Source organism: Stenotrophomonas sp. LMG 10879, from assembly GCF_002750935.1.
GTDB classification, from domain to species: domain Bacteria; phylum Pseudomonadota; class Gammaproteobacteria; order Xanthomonadales; family Xanthomonadaceae; genus Stenotrophomonas; species Stenotrophomonas lactitubi_B.
Window position 1 is genome coordinate 14133 of record NZ_PEJT01000020.1, and the last position, 22346, is coordinate 36478.

A 22346-nucleotide genomic window follows, 5' to 3' on the forward strand; every position below is an offset into this window, starting at 1 on the left:
GAGCCGAGCGTGGCTCGACTCTACAAAAGCGCACTTCTATTGTTTTGGAGTTCATCCACGCATGGCGTGGATCTACGCGATCAACACCAGCCCATCCGGATACACGATCGCCGCTTCATCAGCACTGACGTCGAAGAACCCCACGCCGTGCTTCTCGGCCAGGTCCTGCACCAACCCATGCGCGCGCTCAGCCACCGAATACGCGAACGCGCCATAGATCACATCGCGGCCGATGCTGTACTCGGTCACTTCGGCGCGATCGTCATCGTCGTTGCTCAGCGGGCCGTTCAGCGGCGGAAAGACCGCCGCCATCTCCGCAAACCACGCCTGCAACGCCGGGCTGCTGACCGCCGGGTCGTCATACTCGTGGCGTTCGTTCCACTGCGTCTGCTTCTCGAACCAGGCGATGAACGCCGCCGCTTCACGCGGGGCGACGCTGGCCTCGAACACCATCATGTCGTAGCTCATTGGAGCGTCCTGTTGTCTGGGTGAAAAGCCGCCGGGCATGGCCCGGCGCTACCGGAGGATAAGGGGTGCGCCGGGGCATGCCCGGCGATTCGTATCAGGCGGACAGGGTAGCGCCGGGCCATGCCCGGCGGATCGCATCAGACGGACGGCGCTGCGGCGTCCGCCAACCCCAGCGTCAACGCCTTGGCCTCCGGGAACAGCGCGAAGCGCAGCCCGATCAGGCCCATCAGTGCCTCGTCGCGCGCCTTGCAGGCACCCACGCTGCCGACCCGCCCCAGGGACGTGTCCAGTCGCTCGCGCAGGGCCTCGGCAGCGGCGATCGGCCTGCGCGCGGCGATCTGCCGGCGGTAATGCGCGGCGATCTCTTCGAGGATGTGCTCGACCGCCTCGCGGCTTCGCTCGGGCAGCTCCAGCCGCGCGCGGCGCAGCTGCAGGATGTTCAGGCCGATGCGGGCTTCGTTGAGCATGTCCACCGAGGCGATGTCGCTGCCTTCCGGGGTCGCTGCCAGGCGCGGTGCCAGCAGGCCGAGCAGGTCCAGCATGCGTGCGGCGAAGCGCTGTCGATCCTGTTGACCACGGCCTTCGGCCGCCTCGGCCAGGGTGGTCCAGCCCTGCCGTACCAGCCGCCGCGCGGTCCATTCGGCACCGACCGAGCGGAACAACCGCGTCATCACCACGGCAAACCCAATGCCGATGAACATCGCGATCGACGAGTTGGCGAAGGTCTGCACGTTGGCACTGTAGGTGTTCTGCAGGCTCAGCAGTGCGGCCAGGTTGACCGTCAGCGGCAGCGCGAACAGCGCGCTCTTCGGGTGGTGCAGCAGCAGGCCCAGTGGCAGGAACACCACCGCCAGCACCAGTGCCAGCAGCCCGAAGTCGTGCACGGCGGGGAACACGCCGAACAGGTACACGCCGGCCACCAGTGACGCCACCATCGCCCACACCAGGAACGAGACCATGCTCGGCGCGGGGTCGTCCTGGGCAGCAAAGAACGCGGCGGTCACCGCGGCCATCATCGCGCCGTTGCCACCGCCCTCCCAGCCCAGGCCGATCCACAGCACGCAGTAGCTCATCAGCGCCACGCCGGCGCTGAGCGCGGAGAACAGCGCCATGCCGTAGTCGACGTGCTTGTCGGTGGCGGTGCGTTCGGTGCGGATGCGGTAGTGCGCACGGTCCAGTGGCGCGGTGCCCTGGTCGATCGCGTGCTGCAGGGTGCGGCAGTCCTGCCACAGGTCCACCAGCTCTTCCAGGCGCAGCAGCAGGCTGGCCAGCTGCAGGTGCTGCAGATCGCGGTCCACCTGCGGCTTCAGCGCACTGATGCGTGCGCGCAGGCGCGCGTAGTCGCTGGCACTGGACGGCGTGTCGATCCAGTCGTGGATGTCATCGACCAGCGTCGGCAGGCCCTCGGGCAGGGTCTGTCCATCGCTGCGCAGCGCACTCAGGCGATCGGCGATCGATGACAGCACCGGCAGCAGCAACAGCATGCGCTCGCGCAGGCGCTCCATCGACACCGCCGCACCGGCGTGGCGCGGGTCATCGCGGCGCAGGAATTCGATCAGTGCCTCGAACTGCACCAGGTCGGCCGCCAACCGGTTGCGCGGCGCATGCGCACGGCCGCGTTCGAGGATGTGCCGGCACCACTGCGCCGCGTCCTCCATCCAGTTGCCGATGCGCGCACCCAGCATCGGCCGCACCGAGGCGGGGAACAGCAGCGAAGCAAACAGCACCGCCACCACTGTGCCGAGGATGATCTCCTCGCTGCGCGCCACCACGGTGTCGAAGATGGTCTCCGGTGAGGTCACCGCCGGAAAGCCGATGAAGGCCGTGGTGTAGCCGGCCAGCAGGAACGCGTAGCCGCGCGGGCCGCGGTTGAGCAGGGCCAGGAACAGGCAGCCGGCCAGCCAGATCGACATCGCCGCGCTCAGCACCAGGGGCGTTTCCACCAGCGCGGGCAGCATCAGCAGGGTGGCCAGGCCGGCGGCCAGCGTGCCGAGGATGCGGTACACGCCCTTGGCCCGGGTCGGGCCCAGCAGCGGCTGGCTGACGATGTACACCGTGCCCATCGCCCAGTAGGGGCGCGACAGGTTGCCGGCCATGGCGATGTACAGCGCGACGATCGCTGCCAGGTAGGTCTTGATCGAGAACAGCCAGGCCTGGCGGTCGGTCAGCCCGTTCATCGCTTACCTCGCCGCCGTCGGTGCAGCCGTGGCAGTGGCGTTGTCCTGCCAGCCACCGCCCAGTACCAGGAACAGGTGGATCTGGTCGCGCGAGACCTGTGCTTCGGCCGCGGCCAGGGTTGCATCGCTGCTGGCCAGGCTGCGGTCGGCATCCAGGCTGGACAGGTACGGCGTGCGGCCGCCCTGGTACAGCCGGCGGTTCTGCTCTGCGGCCAGCGCGGCCTGCTCCTGCGCCACTTTCAACGACTGCAGGCGGCGCAGATCCTGCGCATAGCGGTCCAGCGCGGTCTGTGTCTCGCGCAACGCCTGCAGCACGGCATGGTCGAACTCGGCCAACGCGGCATCGGCGCCAGCCTCGGCGGCGTGGATGCGTGCATGCGTGCCCGAGGACGGCAGCGTCCACGAGATCAGCGGGCCGAACGACCACTGCTGGGTCATCGGCTGGCCGAAGTCTTCCAGCAGGCCGGCGGCGCCGACCGAGGCGCCCAGGCGGATGTCCGGGTACAGCTCGGCAGTGGCGACACCAATCCGCGCGGTGGCCGAGGCCAGCTTGCGTTCGGCCTGGCGGATGTCGGGACGGCGCTGCAGCAGGGCGCGGCCATCACCGACCGGCAGCGGCTGGGCCAGGGTCGGTGCGTGCGCGCAGTCGATCACCCCGGCCGGCAGCTGGCCGGGGGTCTGGCCCAGCAGGGCGGCCAGCGAATAGGCCGCGGCCGAACGCTGCGCGCGCAACGGCGGCAGCGCGGCTTCCAACAGGGCCACCTGCGCATTGGCGCGGGCCAGCTCCGGCGGCGTGCCGCGGCCTGCGCTGATCAACCGCTGGGTGACCGATCGGCTGCGCTGCTGCAGCTGCAGCGAGTGCTCGGCTACATGCAGCTCATGGTTGGCGTGGCAGATCTCCAGGTAGCTGTCGGCCACCTCGGCCACCACGCTCACCTGGGCCAGGTCACGTGCGGCGGCTACCGACTGTTCATCGGCGCGCGCCGCTTCGGCACCGCGCTTGAGCTTGCCGAACAGGTCGAACTGGTAGCTGACCGCGAACTTGCCGTCGGCCAGGTTGATCACCGGCAGCTCGTGCTCCTGCAGGAAGGACTCGGCCGACAACTGTGCGCGGCTGACCCCGGCCTCGGCCTCGTACTCGAAGCCACCGGCGTCCATCGCCTGTTCGTACACCGCCGCAGCGCGGCGCAGGTGCGCGTCGGCTGCCTTCAGTTCGACGTTGTCGCGCAGCGCCTGGGTGATCAGCCCATCCAGCACCGGGTCGTTGTACAGCGACCACCAGCGTGCCGGCAGCGCCTGATTGGCGGCCACCTGCGGGTTATCGGTGTCGATGAAGGCTGCATTTGCCTGCGGGCGCTTGAACGCCGAGCCTTCCGGCAGGGCGTAATCCGGACCGACGGTCCTGCACGCGGCCAGGCTGGCCAGGGCGATGATCAGGCCGAGGCGGGGCAGGGCGGCGTTCACAGGCCCGCCTGTGTCGGCGCAGCGCCGGCCTTCTTGTTCTGCACGTGGCGGCCGGTGTCCACGGTCACCGTGGCGGTGCGCCCGGCGATCAGTTCCACCCCGGCAGGCACTTCGTCGATGGCGATACGCACCGGGATGCGCTGCGCCAGCCGCACCCAGTCGAAGGCCGGGGTCACGTTCGGCAGCAGGCTGCTGCCGTTGCTGCGGTAGCGATCCTCGATGCCGGCGGCGATGCTTTCGACATGGCCGTGCAGAGGGGTGTCCTCGCCCATCAGGCGGATGTCCACGCGCTGCCCCGGGGCTACGCCGCGCAGGCGGGTTTCCTCGAAGTAGCCATCGATGCGGAACGAACCGGTATCCAGCAGCGCCAGCACCGGCTTGCCGGCCACCACGTAGTCGCCCACGCGCATGGTGCGGTCGTTGACCCGGCCATTGGCCGGCGCGCGCACTTCGGTGCGGGCCAGGTTGAGTTCGGCCAGGTCCACCGCGGCCTGCGCGGTGGCCAGCGCGGCTTGTGCGGCCTGCAGCTTGGCCCGGCGCACTTCGGCGTCCTCGGCGGCCACCAGATCCTGCAGGCTGCGGTCGCGGCCGATCTCGCGGCGCAGCTGTGTCACCGAGGCCTGGCGCTCGGCCAGGCTGGCGCGGCTCTGCTCCAGCGCGATGCGGTAGCGCGCGCGGTCGATCACGAACAGCAGGTCGCCCTTCTTCACTGCCTGGTTGTCGGCCACCTGCACCGTTTCGACCAGGCCGGACACATCCGGCGCCACCTGCACCACGTCGGCGCCAACGTGCGCATCGCGGGTCCACGGCTCATCCATGTAGTAGACCCACAGCTGGCGCAGCACCAGCAGGGCGACGATCACGGCTGCACAGGTGAGCAGCACCGGCAGGGTTTTCTTCACGATCTTGTTCACGATTGCATCCAACGCAGGAGGTGGAACAGCAGGCCCAGCACGATCCCGTACAAGGCCAGGTTGAACAGCGCCGGGTGCCATACGTGGCGATAGGCGCCGGCACGCTGCAGCAGCGCGTGCAGGCCGCTGTTGACCAGATAGGCCAGCAGCATCAACCCGAGCAGGGTCGGGACGAACACTCCGTGGAGACTGAATTCACCGGGCATCGGAAGGGGCGGGGGCGAGGAGGGGGAGGGGAGGTACAACGAAACAACGGCAACGGGTAAAAGCCGCTGGCGTGTGCACGGCAGCGGCGGTGTTCACAGGCAGCGGGCTTACGTGATGCGGTCGGCAGCCTCGGCCAGCAGGCGCCACGCCTTCAGTACGGCATGCAGTTCATCCATGGACAGTTCGCCGAACACGTCCTCGCGCAGGCCGATCAACTGATCTTCCAGTTCGCGCACCAGCGCCTGGCCTTCCTCGGTCAGCCACAGCAGGTTGGCGCGGCGGTCGCTGGCATCGCATTCGCGGCGGACCAGCCCACTGGCGCAGAGCTTGTCCAGCAGGCGCACCAGCGACGGACCTTCCATGCCCAGCTGCTGGGCCAGCGCGACCTGGCGGATGCCACCGCCGGAGCGGCCGATCATCAACAGCGGCATGGTGCAGGCGGTGGAGATGCCGTAGCTGCCCAACCGGCTGTCGGCCAGGCGCTGCCACTGCCGCCCTGCGTACAGCAGGCCGGAGCTGAGCTGCATCTGCAGCACGGTGCGCTCGTCGAGGGGGCGGTCCATAAGTAATAGATAGGATACTACTAATTTCATTCCTATCAATAGGTTTTGCTGAATGGGTGGGGTGTGTTGAGGAAAGCGGTGCGCCTGCTGGTTATCGGTTGGGTGGCGGAGGGCCGGACGGGGCAGGGCACGCTGCAAGTACGTCCCTGTAAGCTCGATCGGCGCATCCATGCGCCTCACGGCCCTGCCCCGCCCAGCCCTCCACCACCCACCCATCACCCCGCGAGCGCGGAGGGTTGGCTCTTTAAAGGCGAGGGCAGAAGCAGTGCGGACCAACGGTCCGCACCCACCAAGGCAGCGGCTCGCGCCGTTTCCGAAGCCATGAACCCCAGCTTTTGCCCCCGCTTTCGGGCGGTCCGGCCGCGTCCGCAGGAAACTGTCCGGGAGGTTGAGAGGGGGCTGCGCAGGACCGTTGGCGCCATGGATGGCGCCATCGAGCCCCCAAGGACGGGTTTACGGCGTGTCCTGCTCAGTCCCCTCTCAACCTCCCAACCGATAGCAACGACGCGCCAACACGACCCCCGATGAACCGTCCCCAGAGGACGACCCACCCCCCGGTCGGGTACGATGCTCGCCCCCCGTTCGGGCGCTGTATGCAATGAGCAAGAACAACGAAAAGGCCGCCCCGCAGGGCGATGTGACCCAGGTCCAGGCCGAGGATGCCGTGCGCACCCTGCTGCGCTGGGCCGGTGAGGACCCCACCCGCGAAGGCCTGCTGGATACCCCGCGCCGCGTGGCTGAAGCCTATGGCGACTGGTTCAGCGGCTATCGCGACGACCCGCGCGCCTACATGGAACGCACCTTCGAGGAAGTGGCCGGCTACGACGAACTGATCGTCCTGCGCGACATCGAATACGAAAGCCACTGCGAGCACCACATGGCGCCGATCATCGGCCGCGTGCACGTCGGCTACCTGCCGGCCGGCAAGGTGGTGGGCATCAGCAAGCTGGCACGCGTGGTCGAAGCCTACGCCCGCCGCTTCCAGGTGCAGGAAAAGATGACCGCGCAGATCGCCCAGTGCATTCAGGATGTGCTGCAGCCGGTCGGTGTCGGCGTCGTCGTCGAAGGCGCCCATGAGTGCATGACCACCCGCGGCATCCACAAGCGTGGCGTCAGCATGGTCACCTCGAAGATGCTGGGCAGCTTCCGCGAGGATGCCCGCACCCGCGCCGAGTTCCTGCGCTTCATCGAAGTGGGCGGCAAGCGCTGAGCGCCGTCGCCTCCCGGTGGCGGCCCCGCGCGGCCGCCGCTTTCGCCGTGCCTGCGCCGCGCCTGCGCGCGCGCGCTGGCCGCCGCGCCCTTCGGACCGATCTCGCTGCATGAAGCACCGCGAACGCATCACCCGTTATCGCCACCTGCGCGAACAGCCGCAATGGAAGCTGCTCGCCGCCGACCACGCACCGGAAATCATCGGCCTGCTGCAGGGCCTGCTGATGGACGGCGATCGCACGTTGCCTGCATCGGTCCTCAACGAGCGCCTGCAGCGCGCGCTGGACCAGCTCAACGGTGACGAGCTGTCGCGCGAGCTGCCGCGGACCGCGCAGGCCTACGTTGCCCATTGGTTGGCGCAGGGCTGGCTGGAACGCCGGCTGCCCGAAGGCGCCGACCAGGAGCAGTACGAGCTCTCGACCCAGGCGCTGCAGGCGATCCGCTTCGCCGACAGCATGGAGCAGGCCCGCGTGGCCGCCACCGAGAGCCGTCTGGCACTGGTGATCGAACAGCTGTCGCAGCTCGCTGCGCAGACCGAGGCCGATCCCGACGCACGCCTGTCCGCACTGCGCGACGAGCGCGACCGCATCGATGCCGAGATCGCCCGTGTCGGCGCCGGCCGTGTGACGGCCCTGGACGGCAAGCGTGCGCTGGAACGTACGCGGCAGATCATCGGCCTGGCCGACGAACTGACCGAAGACTTCCGCCGCGTGCGCGACGACTTCGAACAGCTCAATCGTGATTTCCGCGAACGCATCATCGATGACGAGGGCGAGCGCGGCGACGTGCTGTCCAAGCTCTTCGAGGGCGTGGACGTGATCGGCGAGAGCGACGCGGGTCGTAGCTTCCAGGCGTTCTGGCGCCTGCTCAACGACGCCGAACAGAGCGCCCAGCTTGATGCCGCGCTGGAGACCCTGCTGGCCCGCGGCTTCGCCCGTCGGCTGGACCGCAACGAGCGCAACTTCCTGCGTGGCTTCACCAGCACCATGCTCGAGCGTGGTGGCCAGGTGCACGACGTGCTGCAGAACTTCGCGCGCAGCCTGCGCGGTTTCGTGCAGAGCCGTGGTTACCTGGAGCAGCGCCGCCTCAACCAGCTGTTGAAGCAGGCGCAGTCCGAAGCACTGGCGTTGCGCGATGACTTCCCGGCGCAGCGCGCCATCGGCCGCGACCTGCAGCTGACCACCAGCCGCCTGCGCTCGTGGTCGCAGTGGAAGCTGCACGACCCGCGCAGCGCCCAGGTCGATGGCAACGTCGAATACAACGATGCGGCCAGCATCAGCCTGGAAAGCGTGGGCGACCTGGTGGCGTCGTCGGAAATCGATTTCCGCACCCTGCGCCGCGACCTGCACGACCTGCTTGATGCGCAGCCGAAACTCAGCATCGCCCAGGCCCTGTCGCAGCGCGAAGCGCCGCAGGGGCTGGGCAGTGTCATCGGTTACCTCTCGCTGGGCACGCGCTTTGGCAGCGTGATCGCCGGCGAGCAGGAGCTTGCCGAATGGCGTGGTGGCGACGGACAGATCCGTCGCGCCCGCATCCCGCTGGTTTGGTTTACCCAGGAGAGACGCCATGAGCTGGCATGAAGACCCCATCGACGCACCGCATGCCGACCTGGCCGAAGACGCTTACCAGGCCGAGCCGGTGGCGACCGTGGCCCAGCCGCGGCGCGGCAACGACGTCTACTACATGGGCGATACCGGCCGCCTGCCGCTGGATGCGCGCCGCGCGCTGTGCCAGCTGCTGATCGGCCCCAGCATCGACCAGCTGCGCCACGCCAAGCTGTGGCCGGCACTGATCCGCAGCGAAGCCGGCATCCGTTCGGCGCTGTCGGACCTGTTCCTGGAACTGGTGCTCGACCGCGACAGTGGCGTGGCGTTCACCCGCCAGGCCGACACCGAGGACGTCGATGCGCCGGTACTGCTGCGCACCTCGCCGTTGACCTTCATTGATTCGGTGCTGTTGCTGTACCTGCGCCAGCAGCTGGGCGAAGCCGATGCACGCGGCAACCGCGCCGTGGTCGCCGACGCCGAAATGGCCGAAGCGCTGGCCATCTACGAAAAGAATCTGTCCACCGACCGCGCCGGCTTCAACCGCCGTGTCGCCTCGGCGGTGCAGAAGATGAAGGACAACCACATCCTGACCCGCCTCGGCGGCCAGGAAGACCGCCACGAAGTCTCGCCGGCGTTGAAGCTGCTGTTCTCCGCCGAAGACGTATCCCAGCTGTCGGCGGTTTACCGCCAGCTGCGCGAAACCCCGGCCGCTGAAGCCTGAGAGACCCGAGCACCGCATGGCCATTTCCAAGCACACTCCCGCCCTGTTCAACGACGGCCTGCCGGACCCGCGCCTGCAGCAGTTCCGCATGCGCCGCCTGCAGGTGCACAACTGGGGCACCTTCAACGGCCTGACCGAAGTGCCGATCGCCGAGCGCGGCTTCCTGTTCGTCGGCCGCTCCGGTTCGGGCAAGTCGACCCTGCTCGATGCCATGTCCGCACTGCTGACGCCGCCGGCCATCGTCGACTTCAACGCCGCTGCGCGAGAAGCCGAACGCAGTGGCCGTGACCGCAACCTGGTGTCCTACGTGCGCGGCGCGTGGGCCGATCAGCAGGACAGTGGCACCGGCGAAATCGCCACCCAGTACCTGCGCAAGGGCGCCACCTGGACCGCGCTGGTGCTGGAGTACCGCGCCGGTGATGGCCGCGTGGTCAGCCTGGTACGCCTGCTGTGGATCGCCGGCAGCAGCACCTCCGCCGGTGACGTGCGCAAGCACTACATGATCGCCGAGCGCCCGTTCGACATCGCCAAGGACCTCGGCGGTTTCGACCTGGATCTGCGCAAGCTCAAGCAGAAGCTGGCCGACGTCCATCACTTCGATACGTTCTCCGGCTACGCCGAACGCTTCCGCCACCTGCTCGGCATCGACAACGAGATGGCGCTGCGGCTGCTGCACAAGACGCAGTCGGCGAAGAACCTCGGAGACCTGAACGTCTTCCTGCGCGACTTCATGCTCGACACGCCGAAGACCTTCGACGCCGCCGAACGACTGGTCAGCGATTTCGCCGAGCTCGATGGCGCGCACCAGGCCGTGGTCACCGCACGGCGCCAGGTCGAAACCCTGCAGCCGGCGCGCGAACATTACGGTGACCTGCAGGCGATGAGCCGCCGTCGCGGCGACGACGAAGCGCTCAAGCTCGGTATCGACAGCTTCCGTGAAAGCCGCCGCCAGTTGCTGATCGAAGCGCGCCTGCGCGAGATGGACACGCGTGATCGCGGCCTGCTGGGTGAAGAGGCGCAGCGTCGTGCGGCGCTGGACAACCACACCGAACGCCTGGCCGAGCTGGAACTGCAGCGCCGGCAGCAGGGTGGCGAGCGTATCGAGGAACTGGAACGCGAGCAGGGTCGCGCCGAAGCCGAACGCGACCGCCGCCTGGCCAAGCAGGCACAGGCGCGTGACGCCGCACAGAAGCTGCAGGCCGCGCTGCCCGAGGATGCACATGGCTTCGCCGAGCTGCTTGAGCAGGCGCAGTCCGAACTGGAAGACCGTCAGCGCGCGTCGAGCGCTCTGGACGATGCCATCAGCGAACGGCTGGGCGGCAAGCGCGACGACGAGCGCCGCTTCTCCGAAGTGCGTGGCGAACTGGAGGCGATGCAGCGCACGCCCTCCAGTATTCCGGCACCGATGCAGAAGCTGCGTGCGCGCCTGGCCGAAGAAACCGGCATTTCCGAAGCGGCACTGCCGTTCGTCGGCGAACTGATCCAGGTCCGCTCGGAAGAACAGAGCTGGCAGGGCGCGATCGAACGCGTGCTCGGTGGCTTCGCGCAATCGCTGCTGGTCGACGACAAGCACTACAACGATGTCGCCGAATGGGTGAACCGCACCCACCTGGGCATGCGTTTCACCTACTACCGCGTGCGTCGCAATGATGAGGCGTTCGCCCGCGAACCGTCCGCGAAGTCGCTGCTGCACAAGCTGGAACTGCGCGACCACGTGTTCGAAAGCTGGCTGCGCCGCGAGCTGGGCAAGCGCTTCGACTACGAATGCGTGGACGCCAAGCAGCTGCGCAACGTCGACCGCGGCATCACCCGCGAAGGCCAGGTCAAGCATCCGGGCGACCGCTTCGAGAAGGATGACCGCAGTGCGGTGAACGATCGCCGCCGCTGGCTGCTGGGCTTCAGCAACCGCGACAAGCTTGCTGTTTTCGAGAAGGAAGCACAGGAACTGGCCGCGCGTATCGCCAGCTGCGATACCGACATCGCGCGGCTGCGCAGCCAGCGTGACCGCGACAACGAACGTCGCCTGGCCTGCCACCAGCTGGTCGGCATCAGCTGGAACGAAATCGACGTCGCCGCGCCTCAACAGCGCTTGGCCGACATCGAGGCCAGCCTGCACGCCCTGCGCGAAGGCAATGCTGACCTGGCTAGGATCGCCCAGCAGATCGACGCCACCCGCGCCGATATCGAGCAGGCCCGCCGCACTTACGAAGACACCCGCGTCGAGCGCGGCCAGCTGGTGCGCGAACGCGACCGCCTGGACCGGGCCCGCCAGCAGAGCCGTGCACTGGTATTGCCGGCACTGGCCGAAGACCAGGAAGCCGGCCTGGCCGAGCGCCTGCAGGAGCAGGGCCCGCTCAGCCTGGAAACGCTGGAGGCGCACATGCGCCAGGTCAGCAACGCGCTGAACGAACAGCTGTCGTCCTCGCAGCAGGACGTCAACCGCGTCGAGAACCTGCTGCTGGGCTGCTTCCGTCGCTTCATCCAGCAGTGGCCGGAAGAATCGGGCGACTTCACCGTGTCGGTGGCCTCGGCCGAGGATTTCCTGGCCCGCCTCGAACGCCTTGAACGCGATGGCCTGCCGCAGCACGAGGAACGCTTCTTCGACCTGCTGCAGAACCAGAGCAAGAACAACCTGCTGGCGCTGCAGCGGCACAGTGCCGAGGCCCGCAAGTCGATTGGCCAGCGCCTGGACGAAGTCAACGCCAGCCTGGAGCAGGTGCCCTTCAACCGTGGCACCCTGCTGACCATCGAGCTGAACGACCGGCGCCTGCCGGAGGTGCAGGAGTTCCACCAACAGCTGCGCGAGGTGCTGTCGCAGCAGCAGACCGAGCAGCGCGACGTCGCCGAAACGCAGTTCACCGTCCTGCGCCAGCTGGTCAACCGGCTGGGCTCGCAGGAAGGCGAGGACAAGCGTTGGCGCGAGATTGTGCTGGACGTGCGCCTGCACGTGGAGTTCATCGGCGTGGAGCTGGACGTGGAAACGCGCCAGCAGGTCGAGATCTACCGCAGTGGCGCCGGCAAGTCCGGTGGCCAGCGGCAGAAGCTGGCCACCACCTGCCTGGCGGCGGCGTTGCGCTACCAGCTCGGCGGTGCCGACAGCCAGTTGCCCAGCTATGCCGCGGTCGTGCTCGACGAAGCCTTCGACAAGGCCGATAACGAGTTCACCGCGCTGGCGATGAACATCTTCGACAACTTCGGTTTCCAGATGGTGGTTGCCACCCCGCTGAAATCGGTGATGACGCTGGAGCCGTTCATCGGTGGCGCCTGCTTCGTCGAGATCAGCGGCCGCCACGATTCCGGCGTGCTGCTCATCGAGTACGACGAAGAAGGCAAGCGCCTGAAGCTGCCGGAGCGCAGCCGCCAGCAGGCCGACGAACCGGAAGAAGCCGAGGCCTGACCGTCTCGGCCTGTGGTAGCGCCGGGCCATGCCCGGCGGCGCTTGCGGCCGGAATCATCATGTGAACCTGTAGAGCCAAGCCATGCTCGACTGCTCTTCGCGACCGGAAACCGCGTGCCAACCCAGGTTGGCACCTACCAGGTCGTGACGCTCATTCACGAACTACGGAACGTATCCCACGCCATCCGCGCGATCAGCACCACCACCAACCCTACGAACAGCTTGCGGATGAACGGTGTGCCGCCCTTCAGCGCCAATCGCGTTCCGACCACCGAACCGATGATGTTGGCCGCCGCCATCGGCAGCGCGAACAGCCACAGGATGTTGCCGGTCGGCACGAAGAACGAGATCGCCGCCACGTTCGTCGCCAGGTTCACCACCTTCGACGCTGCCGACGCACGCAGGAAGTCCAGCCCGAAGAAGCGCACGAACAGGAAGATCAGGAAGCTGCCGGTGCCGGGCCCGAAGAAGCCATCGTAGAAACCGATCGCCGCACCGATCGCCAGCGCGATCACCAGCTCGCGGCGGCCGATCTCCTGCGGCCGGTGCAGCGCGCCGAAGTCCTTCTTCCACAGCGTGTAGGCCAGCATCGCCACCAGCAGCACCAGCACCAGTGGCCGCACCGCGTCCTTGGGCAGCAGGCTGACCGCCGTAGCGCCAAGGAAAGAGAACACGAAGGCCGTACCGGCGGCGAACAGCACCGGCTTCCACGGGAAGCGCACGTTGCGCGCATAGCGCCATGCCGCCGCGCCGGTACCGAACATCGAGCTGAACTTGTTGGTGCCGAACAGCATCGCCGGCGTCTGCTGCGGCAGCACCGTGAACAGGCCCGGCAGCTGCACCAGTCCGCCGCCACCCACGGCCGCATCGACCAGGCCGGCGATGAAGGCGATCGCCACCAGCCACCACAACTCAGGAGGAATCATTTCCAGCACGGCGATCGATCGAAGTGAGGGCGCGACAGCATACGCCTGTCACATTGCCCCCGCCCACGCGACAATACCCGCATGAGCCGAACCGCCCCCGATCCCTGTCCCTGTGGCCTGGCCGCCGACTACGCCGCCTGCTGCGGTCGCTTCCATGCCGGCGACGCCGCGCCCGATGCCGAGCGTCTGATGCGCTCGCGTTACAGCGCCTATGTGCGCCATCTGCCGGACTACCTGCGTGCCACCTGGCATCCGCATACCCGTCCCGCAGAACTCTCGCTCGATGATGCCCCCGGCCAGCGCACCCAGTGGCTGGGCCTGACCGTGCAGGATCACCAGGTGACCGGCACCGACAGCGCCGAGGTCCGCTTCACCGCCCGCTACCGTGTCGGCGGCGGCAGCGCAGTGAAAATGACCGAGCACAGCCGCTTCCTGCGGGTCGAGGGTCGCTGGTACTACCTCGACGCCGTCTGAGCGTGGCTGCCGCGCACGGCCAGCACGCGCTGGCCGCCATGCGCGCACACGCGGTTGCGGCCTTCCTGCTTGGCCGCATACAGCGCCTGGTCGGCCGCTTTGACCACTCCGGCCGGGCGCGGATCGACCCGGCTGTCGGCCAGGCCGATGCTGACGGTCACCTGCACCACCGCACCGCCACCGCCGCGCCCGCGCTGCTGCTGGCCGAGCGTATCGTCACGGCTGCGGGTGCTGCGGTCGCGCAGCTGCATCCGGCTCTGTTCGATGCCCTGCCGCAGCGCCTCCACCGCATCCACGCAGGCCGATGCCGGGCGGTCGAGGAAAACCACCGCGAACTCCTCGCCGCCATAACGGAACGCGCGGCCGCCGTCGCCCACCCGCGACAACCGTGACGCCACCAGTTTCAGCACGTCATCGCCGGTGTCGTGGCCGTGGGTGTCGTTGAACTTCTTGAAATGATCGACGTCGATCATCGCGATGCTGTAGGTGCCGGTGGCGCGCTTGAGGGTTTCGTTGAATGCTCGGCGGCCGGGCAGGCCGGTCAGCTCGTCGCCGAAGGCCATGTGGAAGGACTCCTGCAGGGTCGCCGCCAACATCAGCAGCAGCGCCGCCACGCTCAGCGCCGGCAGCAGTACCGGCTGCAGGAAGATCCGCGGCAGCATCCACCACAGGCACAGCAGGGCCAGCAGCATTGCCGTATGCAGCGGCCGTGGCTGGCGCCATGCCTGCCATCCCAGCGCAGCGGTGGCCAGCAGGAACAACACGGCGGGCAGCTGCGCCAGCGCGTTCCAGTCGCTCGGTAGCCATGGGAAGTGCCGGTTCGACAGCAGGTCGTGCATGCCCTGCGGCTGCTGTGCCGCGAGCAGGATGAAGATCGCCACGGCAACACCGCTGATCGTTGCCCTCAGCAGCAGGTCCTGGCGGCGGCGCCCGCGCTCGGGCCACAGCGCATGGGCGGCGAACAACAACGGCAGCCAGGTCGAGATCGCGTGGAAGCGCAGTGGCGTCAGCGCCGTTACCCGGCCATCGCGCAGGTAGTGCCCCAGATCCTGGTGCAGCACTGCGAAGGCCAGCGCCACCAGCAGCAACAGGCACAACGTGCGCACCTGGTTGTACAGCAGCGCAAGCCCTGCACCCAGGCAGGCCAGCAGCCAGGGCAGGATGCGCTGCCCGGCGCGGCCGACATCATCGTTCTCCAGGCTCGCCCACAGCACCAGCGCGACCAGCACGGCGGGCAGCACAAACAGGTAGTGCACAGGCTGTCGGAGCGGATGATGGGCCACACGGAATTCCAGCGCGGTCACGACGCGGCCGCAGCACTGCCGTTAGCGGCGCAACGGAGCCCTTCTTGAACGGTGCCCTTCCTGAATCCGCGGGCGCCGATGTGAACAGCATGGCACCGGGCCATGACATCGCGCTCACCGGCCGCGGCCGAAGCTGGTCGCATGGACAGCGTACCCGCCGCCGTCGCTGCCCCGCAGCATGACCTCGCCCGCCACTTCACCCACGTGCGGGGGCGCAGCGTGCAGCTGGCCGCACCGCTCAGCCCCGAAGACGCCCTGCTGCAGAGCATGGCCGATGCCAGCCCGGCCAAGTGGCACCTGGCCCACACCACCTGGTTCTTCGAACGCTTCGTGCTCGCCAGCCGGCCCGGCTACACACCCTGGGATACGGCCTGGGACTATCTGTTCAACAGTTATTACAAGAGTCTCGGCCCCGCCCACGCACGGCCACAGCGCGGTCTGCTGTCGCGACCCTCGCTGCAGCAGGTGCACGCCTACCGCCGGCACGTGGATGCGCAGGTGCTGGCACAACTGCGCAACGGCGATCTGGGCAGCGATGCCCTGCAGCACCTGCAGCTGGGGCTGCACCACGAACAGCAGCACCAGGAGCTGCTGCTCACCGACATCAAGCACGCCTTCTGGTGCAATCCGCTGCAGCCACCGTATCGCGATGACCTGCCCGTCGCCGTCAGCGCCGGCAGCGCGCAGGGCTGGGTCGAACAGGGCGAACGCATCGTCAGCATCGGTGCGTCCGCTTGGCCGCAGCACGCGGCCTTCGCCTATGACAATGAATCGCCCGTGCATCGCGTGCTGCTTCCTGCGCATGCCATCGCCGAACGCCCCCTCAGCAACGCCGAGTACCGCGCCTTCATCGACGCGGGCGGCTACCGCGATCCGCGCTGGTGGCTGAGCGAAGGCTGGGCGCTGCGCGAGGCCGAGCAGTGGCAGCATCCGCTGTACTGGGATGACGACCTGCTGCGCGAGTTCACCCTGGGTGGCTGGCGCGAGCTCGACCCGCACGCACCGGTCTGTCATCTCAGCTACTACGAAGCCGATGCCTGCGCACGCTGGGCCGGCGCCCGCCTGCCCACCGAATTCGAATGGGAAGCGGCCGCCGCCACGCAGCCGGTCGCAGGCCACTTCGCCGATGACGATCATCTGCACCCGATGGCAGGGCAGGGCGACGGACTGCGCCAGCTGTTCGGCGACGTGTGGGAATGGACCAGCAGCGCCTATGGCGCTTACCCCGGTTTCCGTCCCTTCGCCGGCAACCTCGGCGAATACAACGGCAAATTCATGTGTGGCCAGTGGGTACTGCGCGGTGGCAGCTGTGCCACCCCGCGTGGCCATGTACGCGCCAGCTACCGCAACTTCTTCATGCCACCCGCGCGGTGGCAGTTCTCAGGCCTGCGCCTGGCAAGGGATCTTTCATGAGTACCGTCCAGGATGCGCTGCAGGCGCTGACCGACCTGACCCCCGGCCGCCAGCAGATCCTTGCCGACGCCGTGGCGGGCCTGTCGCACGCCTCACGCCAGCTGCCGTCCAAGTACTTCTACGACGCGCGCGGCTCGCGCTTGTTCGAGCAGATCACCCACACCCGCGAGTACTACCCCACACGCACCGAGCTGGCCCTGCTGGATCGGGTGCTGCCGGAGATCGCGCAGGCGGTGGGGCCGCGCGTGCATGTGGTCGAACTGGGCAGCGGCAGCGGCCGCAAGACCGCCCGGCTGTTGGCCGCCCTGCAGGATGCGGTGGCCTATACGCCCATCGAGATCTCGCGCGCGGCGTTGCTGTCCAGCATCGACCACCTGGCCCCGGCGCTGCCGGACGTGGAAATGCTGCCGGTGTGTGCCGACTTCACCCGGCCGGTGCAGGTGCCCGCGCCGGACCGGCCTGCCGTGCGCCGGCTGCTGTTCTTCCCCGGTTCCACGCTGGGCAACTTCGCTGATGAGGACGCGATCGCGCTGCTGCGCGCGATGCGCCAGACCATGGGCAAGCAGGGCCTGGCCCTGGTCGGCATCGATCTGCACAAGGACCCGGCACTGATCGAGGCCGCCTACAACGATGCCGACGGTGTCACTGCCGCCTTCACCCTGAACCTGTTGGCGCGCCTCAACCGCGAGATCGGTAGTGATTTCGATCTCGACGGCTTCCGTCACCGGGCCCGTTACAGCACCGCGCGCCTGCGCATCGAAACCGACCTGGTCAGCCAGCGCGAGCAGGACGTCCATCTCGACGGCCGCACCTTCCACTTCAGCGCGGGCGAACCGATCCGCGTGGAGTACAGCCACAAGTACACCGACGCCAGCTTCGGTCATCTGCTGCAGCAGGCAGGGCTGGAGGTGGTGGCGCACTGGAACGCTGACCATCCTGCGTACGGCCTGCGCCTGCTGCGCCCCTTACCCTAGCCACAGGTAGTGCCGGCCGTTGGCCAGCAGCCGCGACCAACCTTGCCGCCCCTCCGCGTTACCATGGCTGCAGCACCGGCAACACGGAGGACGCCATGCCCATTCTGACCACGCTCGGCCTGGCCGCCGCGCTTGCCCTGCCAGCGGCCGCGCCGCCGACAGCCGCGGCAACCGCAGATCCCGCGTTCGCCCGCTGCATGGCGGGCCTGCAGGCTACGGCCGCCACCCAGGGCATTGCCGCTGACCGTTTCACGGCCATCACCGCCGGACTGCAGCCTGATCCCAGCGTGCTGCCGCTGCTCGACGCGCAGCCGGAGTTCACCACACCCATCTGGGACTACCTGGCCGCGCTGGTCGATCGCCAGCGCGTGGACGACGGTCGCGCCATGCTGCAGCAGCACCGCGATCTGCTTCAGCGCGTATCGACGCAGTACGGCGTCGATCCAGTCACCATCGTCGCCGTATGGGGTGTGGAGAGCGACTACGGCCGCGTGTTCGGCAAGCGCCCGCTGCTGCAGTCGCTGGCCACGCTGTCCTGTGCCGGCAGACGGCAACCTTTCTTCCGCGGCGAACTGCTGGCGCTGGTCAAGCTCATCGACAAGGGTGACCTGCAGGCGCAGGGCCTGACCGGTTCCTGGGCCGGGGCCTTCGGCCACACCCAGTTCATGCCCAGCACCTACGCACGCATTGCCGTGGATGGTGATGGCGATGGCCGCCGCGATCTGGTCGGCAGCATTCCCGATGCATTGGCTTCCACCGCCAATTATCTGAAGCGTGCCGGCTGGCGGACCGGCGAACCCTGGGGCATGGAAGTGCGCGTCCCCGCCGGGTTCAACGCCAGCCAGGCCGGCCGCACCCAGCGCCGGGCACTGGCCGATTGGCGCGCACTGGGCGTGACCGGCCTGGACGGCAGCGCGCTGGCGCCGGCTGGCCTGCCCGCCGATGCCCGCGCCGCGCTGTTGCTGCCGGCCGGCAACAAGGGCCCGGCGCTGCTGGTGTTCCGCAACTACGACGCGATCTACAGCTACAACGCCGCCGAGAGCTATGCCCTGGCCATCGCCACCCTGGCCGACCGCCTGCGTGGCGGCAACGGCCTGGTCACCGCCTGGCCCACCGATGACCCCGGTCTTGGCCGCGACGAGCGCCGCCAGCTGCAGACCCTGCTGCTGGCGCGTGGCCATGACATCGGCGCCGCCGATGGCATGATCGGTACCGCCAGTCGTCGCGCCATCCAGGTCGAGCAGCGCCGTCTTGGTTGGGCCGACGCCGATGGTCGCGCCGGCCAGCGCATCCTGCGCGCGCTGCAGGGCGAACCGCAGGCGAGGGTCCCGGCCACACCCACCCGCTTCAGCCTTCCCACCAACTACAGTGCCGCGCAGTCGCCGGCCATCCGGAGTCGATCCAGCGTGCAACAGATAAAGGGTGTCAGCAGTGGCCAGTTCCAGGGACTCGACGCCTGGCTGGTGGAAACCCCGCAGGCCACCGCCGCCATCAGTGTGTTCGGCGGCCAACTGCTCTCGTTCGTGCCCAAGGGCCAGCCGGATGTGATGTGGCTTTCGCCCAGGCGTGCGGCACTGCCTGCGCCCATCCGCGGCGGCAGCCCGGTGTGCTGGCCGTACTTCGGCCGCCAGGGGCAGGGCGATGACGTGCCCGCCCATGGCTTCGTGCGCACCTTGCCCTGGGAACTGCAGCAGGCGCGCCGCCTCGACGATGGCAGCATCGAACTGACCCTGGCCCCACCTGCGTTGGACAACCTCGGTCTGCGTCTGACCATGACGGTGCGTGTCGGCCGTGAACTGCGCCAGCAGCTGCTCACCGAGAACACCGGCAAGGCCCCGGCCACCATCACCCAGGCGCTGCACAACTACTTCCGTGTCGGTGACGCCAGCAAGGTCGACGTCGACGGCGTCGATGGCCTGGACTACCTCGACAAGTTCGAGAACTACGCCCAGCCGCGTCGCCAGCAGGGTCCGTGGTCGCTACGCGATCCGCGTGACCCGGGCCGCAGCGACCGCATCTACACCCAGGCCGGCGGGCACTATGTGCTGCGCGACCCGGTGCTCAAGCGCCGCATCGACATCCGCACCGAAGGCAGCCGCTCGCTGGTGGCATGGAACCCTGGCGCCGACGCTGCCGCGAAGATGGCCGATGTCGGTGACGGCTGGCGCGACTATGTCTGCCTGGAGGCCGCCAACGCCGGGCCCGACGTGGTCACCGTGGCACCGGGCGGGCGTCATGTCCTGCTTCAGATCCTGTCCAGCGCGCCGCTATAGCAGGCTTCCCCTTTGGCATGGATGGCCAGCATGAGCACCCTCGATCCGCAGACCTCGTCCGGTAGCGGGAACCCCTACCTGGCGCCCGGCGCTGACGCCGATGTAGTCACGGCGCTGGAAGATGCCGATTACCTGACGCTGGTGGTCGGTCCCAACGCCGCCGCCTACCGTCGCTTCTGGCATGTGGATAGTGCGCTGCCGAAGCCCCCGCGCCGCTGGAACTGGCCCGCCTTCCTGTTCGGCACGCTGTGGATGGTGCATCGCCGGATGTACCTGGCCGCCGTCAGCTTCTATCTGGTCACCACGCTGCTGCCGATGCTGATGCTGCTGGCTGACGCCGGCGTACCGCAGATCGCCTTCGGCATGCTGCTGCCGCGTATCGCGCTGGCCATCTTCGCCAACAGCCTGTACCTGCGCCATTGCAGCCGATTAGTGGCACGGGTACAGGTGATCCACGCCGGCCAGCCGAACCGCATCCGCGCAGAGCTGCTTCGCCGTGGTGGCACCAAGGCCTCGGCCGTGGTGGTCTGCCTGGGCCTGATCTACGCGCTGCGCTACATCATCCAGGGCCTCCTGCAGACCTATCACTGAGCCGGCGAACGCGGCCGCAGCACCCACAGGCAGAGCGTCCCGGCGACCAGGCCCCAGAACGCAGAACCGATACCGGCCAGTGTCATCCCCGAGGCGGTCACCAGGAAGGTGACCAGCGCGGCTTCGCGGTCGCGCTCCACTGCCAATGCACTGGCCAGGCTGTTGCCGATGGTGCCGAACAGGGCGATACCGGCCACGCAGGCCACCAGTTCCTTCGGGAAGGCAGCGAACAGGGCCGCTACGGTGGCTCCGAACAGGCCGATGACAATATAGAAGGCACCGGCCGCCATCGCCGCCGTGTAGCGCCGTGCCGGGTCCTCGTGGGCATCACGGCCCATGCAGATCGCCGCAGTGATGGCAGCCAGATTCAACGCGTAGGCACCGAAGGGCGCCAGCAGTGTGTTGACCACGCCGATCCAGCCGATCACCGGCGACACCGGTGCGTCGTAGCCGGACGCGCGCATCACCGCCACACCGGGGATGTTCTGCGAGGCCATGGTGACCACGAACAGGGGCAGGGCGATGCCGACCATCGCCGTCCACGACAGCGAAGGAGTGACCCAGTGCGGCACCGCCAGCTGCAGGTGCACCTGCTGTGCATGCAGCAGACCTTGGCTGGCGGCGATGGCGATGCCGACCAGCAGGGTGGCGATCACCGCATAGCGGGGGAACAGGCGGCGGCCCAGCAGCCAGGTAGCGAACATGGCCAACGCCAGCACGCGCTGGGTGTTCATCGCCACGAACACCTCCAGGCCGAAGCGCAGCAGCACGCCCGCCAGCATGCCCGCGGCCAAGGCCATGGGCACGCGTTTCATCAGCCGGGCGAACACCCCTGAGAAGCCGGCGAGCATGCCCAGCACCGCCGCCAGCAGGAACGCACCGGTGGCTTCGGACAGAGATGCGCCACCGGCACCGACGACCAGCATCGCCGCGCCCGGCGTCGACCATGCGGTGACCACCGGGACGCGGTAGCGCAGCGACAGGCCGATGCAGGTCACGCCCATGCCCAGTCCCAGGGCCCACATCCACGAAGCGATGTGAGCCTGGTCGGCACCCACGGCCTGCGCCGCCTGGAACACGATCACCGCGGAACTGGCGAAGCCGACCAGCACGGTGATGAAGCCGGCGACGATCGCCGGCATCGAAAGATCCCGCCACCATCCCTGTCGTTGTTGCGTGCCCATGCTCTTCTCTTCGCTATGCATCGGTGTATTGATAGCGCCTGCGGCGTTGACCGCGCAACGCGCGGGCAACGCCGCGGTGACGTATCAGCCGCGGCCATGCAGGACGCAGGTACTGTTCTGTCATCTTCCTGAAAAAAAGAGTTGACGAATTCTGCAGGATCTCTAGAATTCGCTCCCTTGCTGCAGCACGGCGACTTCTTCGGAAGCCACCAACGCGAACAGCGACGCCACCACCGCCGGACGAGATGATCGAACGAAGGTGTTGACGGACTCGAAAAGTCCGGCATAATAGGCGGCTCGCAACGACGAAAGGCCTTCGGGTCCAACGACGAAGCAGCATCGGCAACAACGCCCACTCCGGTGAGGCGGCCTTGAAAAAAGGTGTTGACGAAGCGGAAAAGCCGGCTATAATGGGCGGCTCGCTACGAAGGAAACTTCGCAGCACACGGGAACGGCGCTGAGGCCACTTCCCAAGATCTTTGAAAGTATGCGCAGGTATCTTGTGAAGGCGCCTGCAGGAAGGATGATTGTCCATCTTGC

General features: G+C 68.0%; 18 protein-coding genes. 9 read left to right on the forward strand and 9 right to left on the reverse strand.

Translation table 11 applies throughout. The features are described from left to right. Positions 1–72: 72 nt before the first annotated feature. The 6 genes from CR919_RS20795 to CR919_RS20820 form a co-directional block, all read right to left on the reverse strand. A complete protein-coding gene (locus CR919_RS20795; RefSeq protein ID WP_099821642.1) occupies positions 73–468 on the reverse strand; it encodes a hypothetical protein in 396 nt (131 codons plus the stop codon). A 137-nt stretch (positions 469–605) separates the two neighbouring features. Further along, positions 606–2645, reverse strand: a complete 2040-nt coding sequence (locus tag CR919_RS20800; RefSeq protein ID WP_099821643.1) for an FUSC family protein — start codon at positions 2643–2645, stop codon at positions 606–608. A 3-nt stretch (positions 2646–2648) separates the two neighbouring features. After that, positions 2649–4109: an efflux transporter outer membrane subunit gene (locus CR919_RS20805; protein ID WP_099821644.1), complete on the reverse strand. Its 1461-nt coding sequence runs from the start codon at positions 4107–4109 to the stop codon at positions 2649–2651. Further along, entirely contained in the window at positions 4106–5023 is a 918-nt protein-coding gene (locus CR919_RS20810; RefSeq protein WP_165787299.1) for an HlyD family secretion protein, read from the reverse strand. The genes CR919_RS20805 and CR919_RS20810 overlap by 4 nt, the downstream gene beginning before the upstream one ends. Further along, entirely contained in the window at positions 5020–5229 is a 210-nt protein-coding gene (locus tag CR919_RS20815; protein WP_010487502.1) for a DUF1656 domain-containing protein, read from the reverse strand. Before CR919_RS20815 ends, CR919_RS20810 begins: the two co-directional genes overlap by 4 nt. 108 nt (positions 5230–5337) lie before the next feature. Beyond that, the gene (locus CR919_RS20820) at positions 5338–5793 is read right to left on the reverse strand and encodes a MarR family transcriptional regulator (RefSeq protein WP_099821646.1); all 456 of its coding nucleotides are present in this window, start codon (positions 5791–5793) and stop codon (positions 5338–5340) included. 598 nt (positions 5794–6391) lie between these two features. Here CR919_RS20820 and folE point away from each other — a divergent pair. From folE to CR919_RS20840, 4 genes are all read left to right on the forward strand, one after another. After that, positions 6392–7003, forward strand: a complete 612-nt coding sequence (gene folE, locus CR919_RS20825; protein WP_089241981.1) for a GTP cyclohydrolase I FolE — start codon at positions 6392–6394, stop codon at positions 7001–7003. A gap of 109 nt (positions 7004–7112) precedes the next feature. Beyond that, positions 7113–8582, forward strand: a complete 1470-nt coding sequence (locus CR919_RS20830; RefSeq protein ID WP_099821647.1) for a DUF3375 domain-containing protein — start codon at positions 7113–7115, stop codon at positions 8580–8582. Further along, the gene (locus CR919_RS20835) at positions 8569–9270 is read left to right on the forward strand and encodes a DUF4194 domain-containing protein (protein ID WP_025875661.1); all 702 of its coding nucleotides are present in this window, start codon (positions 8569–8571) and stop codon (positions 9268–9270) included. The genes CR919_RS20830 and CR919_RS20835 overlap by 14 nt, the downstream gene beginning before the upstream one ends. 16 nt (positions 9271–9286) lie before the next feature. Further along, positions 9287–12667, forward strand: a complete 3381-nt coding sequence (locus CR919_RS20840) for an ATP-binding protein (RefSeq protein ID WP_099821648.1) — start codon at positions 9287–9289, stop codon at positions 12665–12667. 155 nt (positions 12668–12822) lie between these two features. On the opposite strand, the gene CR919_RS20845 is transcribed toward CR919_RS20840, so the two are convergent. Beyond that, a complete protein-coding gene (locus CR919_RS20845) occupies positions 12823–13602 on the reverse strand; it encodes a TSUP family transporter (protein WP_099821649.1) in 780 nt (259 codons plus the stop codon). Between the two features lie 72 nt (positions 13603–13674). Between CR919_RS20845 and CR919_RS20850 the strand changes: the two genes are divergently transcribed. Then, on the forward strand, positions 13675–14067 hold the full coding sequence (locus CR919_RS20850) for a YchJ family metal-binding protein (protein WP_099821650.1): 393 nt from the start codon (positions 13675–13677) through the stop codon (positions 14065–14067). On the opposite strand, the gene CR919_RS20855 is transcribed toward CR919_RS20850, so the two are convergent. Further along, entirely contained in the window at positions 14049–15350 is a 1302-nt protein-coding gene (locus CR919_RS20855; protein WP_099821655.1) for a GGDEF domain-containing protein, read from the reverse strand. The two genes, CR919_RS20850 and CR919_RS20855, sit on opposite strands and share 19 nt — an antisense overlap. 162 nt (positions 15351–15512) lie before the next feature. Here CR919_RS20855 and egtB point away from each other — a divergent pair, with 162 nt between their 5' ends. The 4 genes from egtB to CR919_RS20875 all read left to right on the forward strand — a co-directional run bounded on the left by egtB (position 15513) and on the right by CR919_RS20875 (position 20622). Further along, on the forward strand, positions 15513–16784 hold the full coding sequence (gene egtB / locus CR919_RS20860; RefSeq protein WP_099821656.1) for an ergothioneine biosynthesis protein EgtB: 1272 nt from the start codon (positions 15513–15515) through the stop codon (positions 16782–16784). Next, on the forward strand, positions 16781–17758 hold the full coding sequence (gene egtD / locus CR919_RS20865) for an L-histidine N(alpha)-methyltransferase (RefSeq protein ID WP_099821651.1): 978 nt from the start codon (positions 16781–16783) through the stop codon (positions 17756–17758). The genes egtB and egtD overlap by 4 nt, the downstream gene beginning before the upstream one ends. Before the next feature lie 197 nt (positions 17759–17955). Next, the gene (locus CR919_RS20870; protein WP_243380385.1) at positions 17956–20031 is read left to right on the forward strand and encodes a lytic murein transglycosylase; all 2076 of its coding nucleotides are present in this window, start codon (positions 17956–17958) and stop codon (positions 20029–20031) included. A 30-nt stretch (positions 20032–20061) separates the two neighbouring features. Next, the gene (locus CR919_RS20875; RefSeq protein ID WP_099821653.1) at positions 20062–20622 is read left to right on the forward strand and encodes a DUF2628 domain-containing protein; all 561 of its coding nucleotides are present in this window, start codon (positions 20062–20064) and stop codon (positions 20620–20622) included. Here the strand turns inward: CR919_RS20875 and CR919_RS20880 are convergent. Continuing rightward, a complete protein-coding gene (locus CR919_RS20880; protein WP_099821654.1) occupies positions 20616–21806 on the reverse strand; it encodes a benzoate/H(+) symporter BenE family transporter in 1191 nt (396 codons plus the stop codon). The genes CR919_RS20875 and CR919_RS20880 overlap by 7 nt on opposite strands. Between the last annotated feature and the right edge of the window lie 540 nt (positions 21807–22346).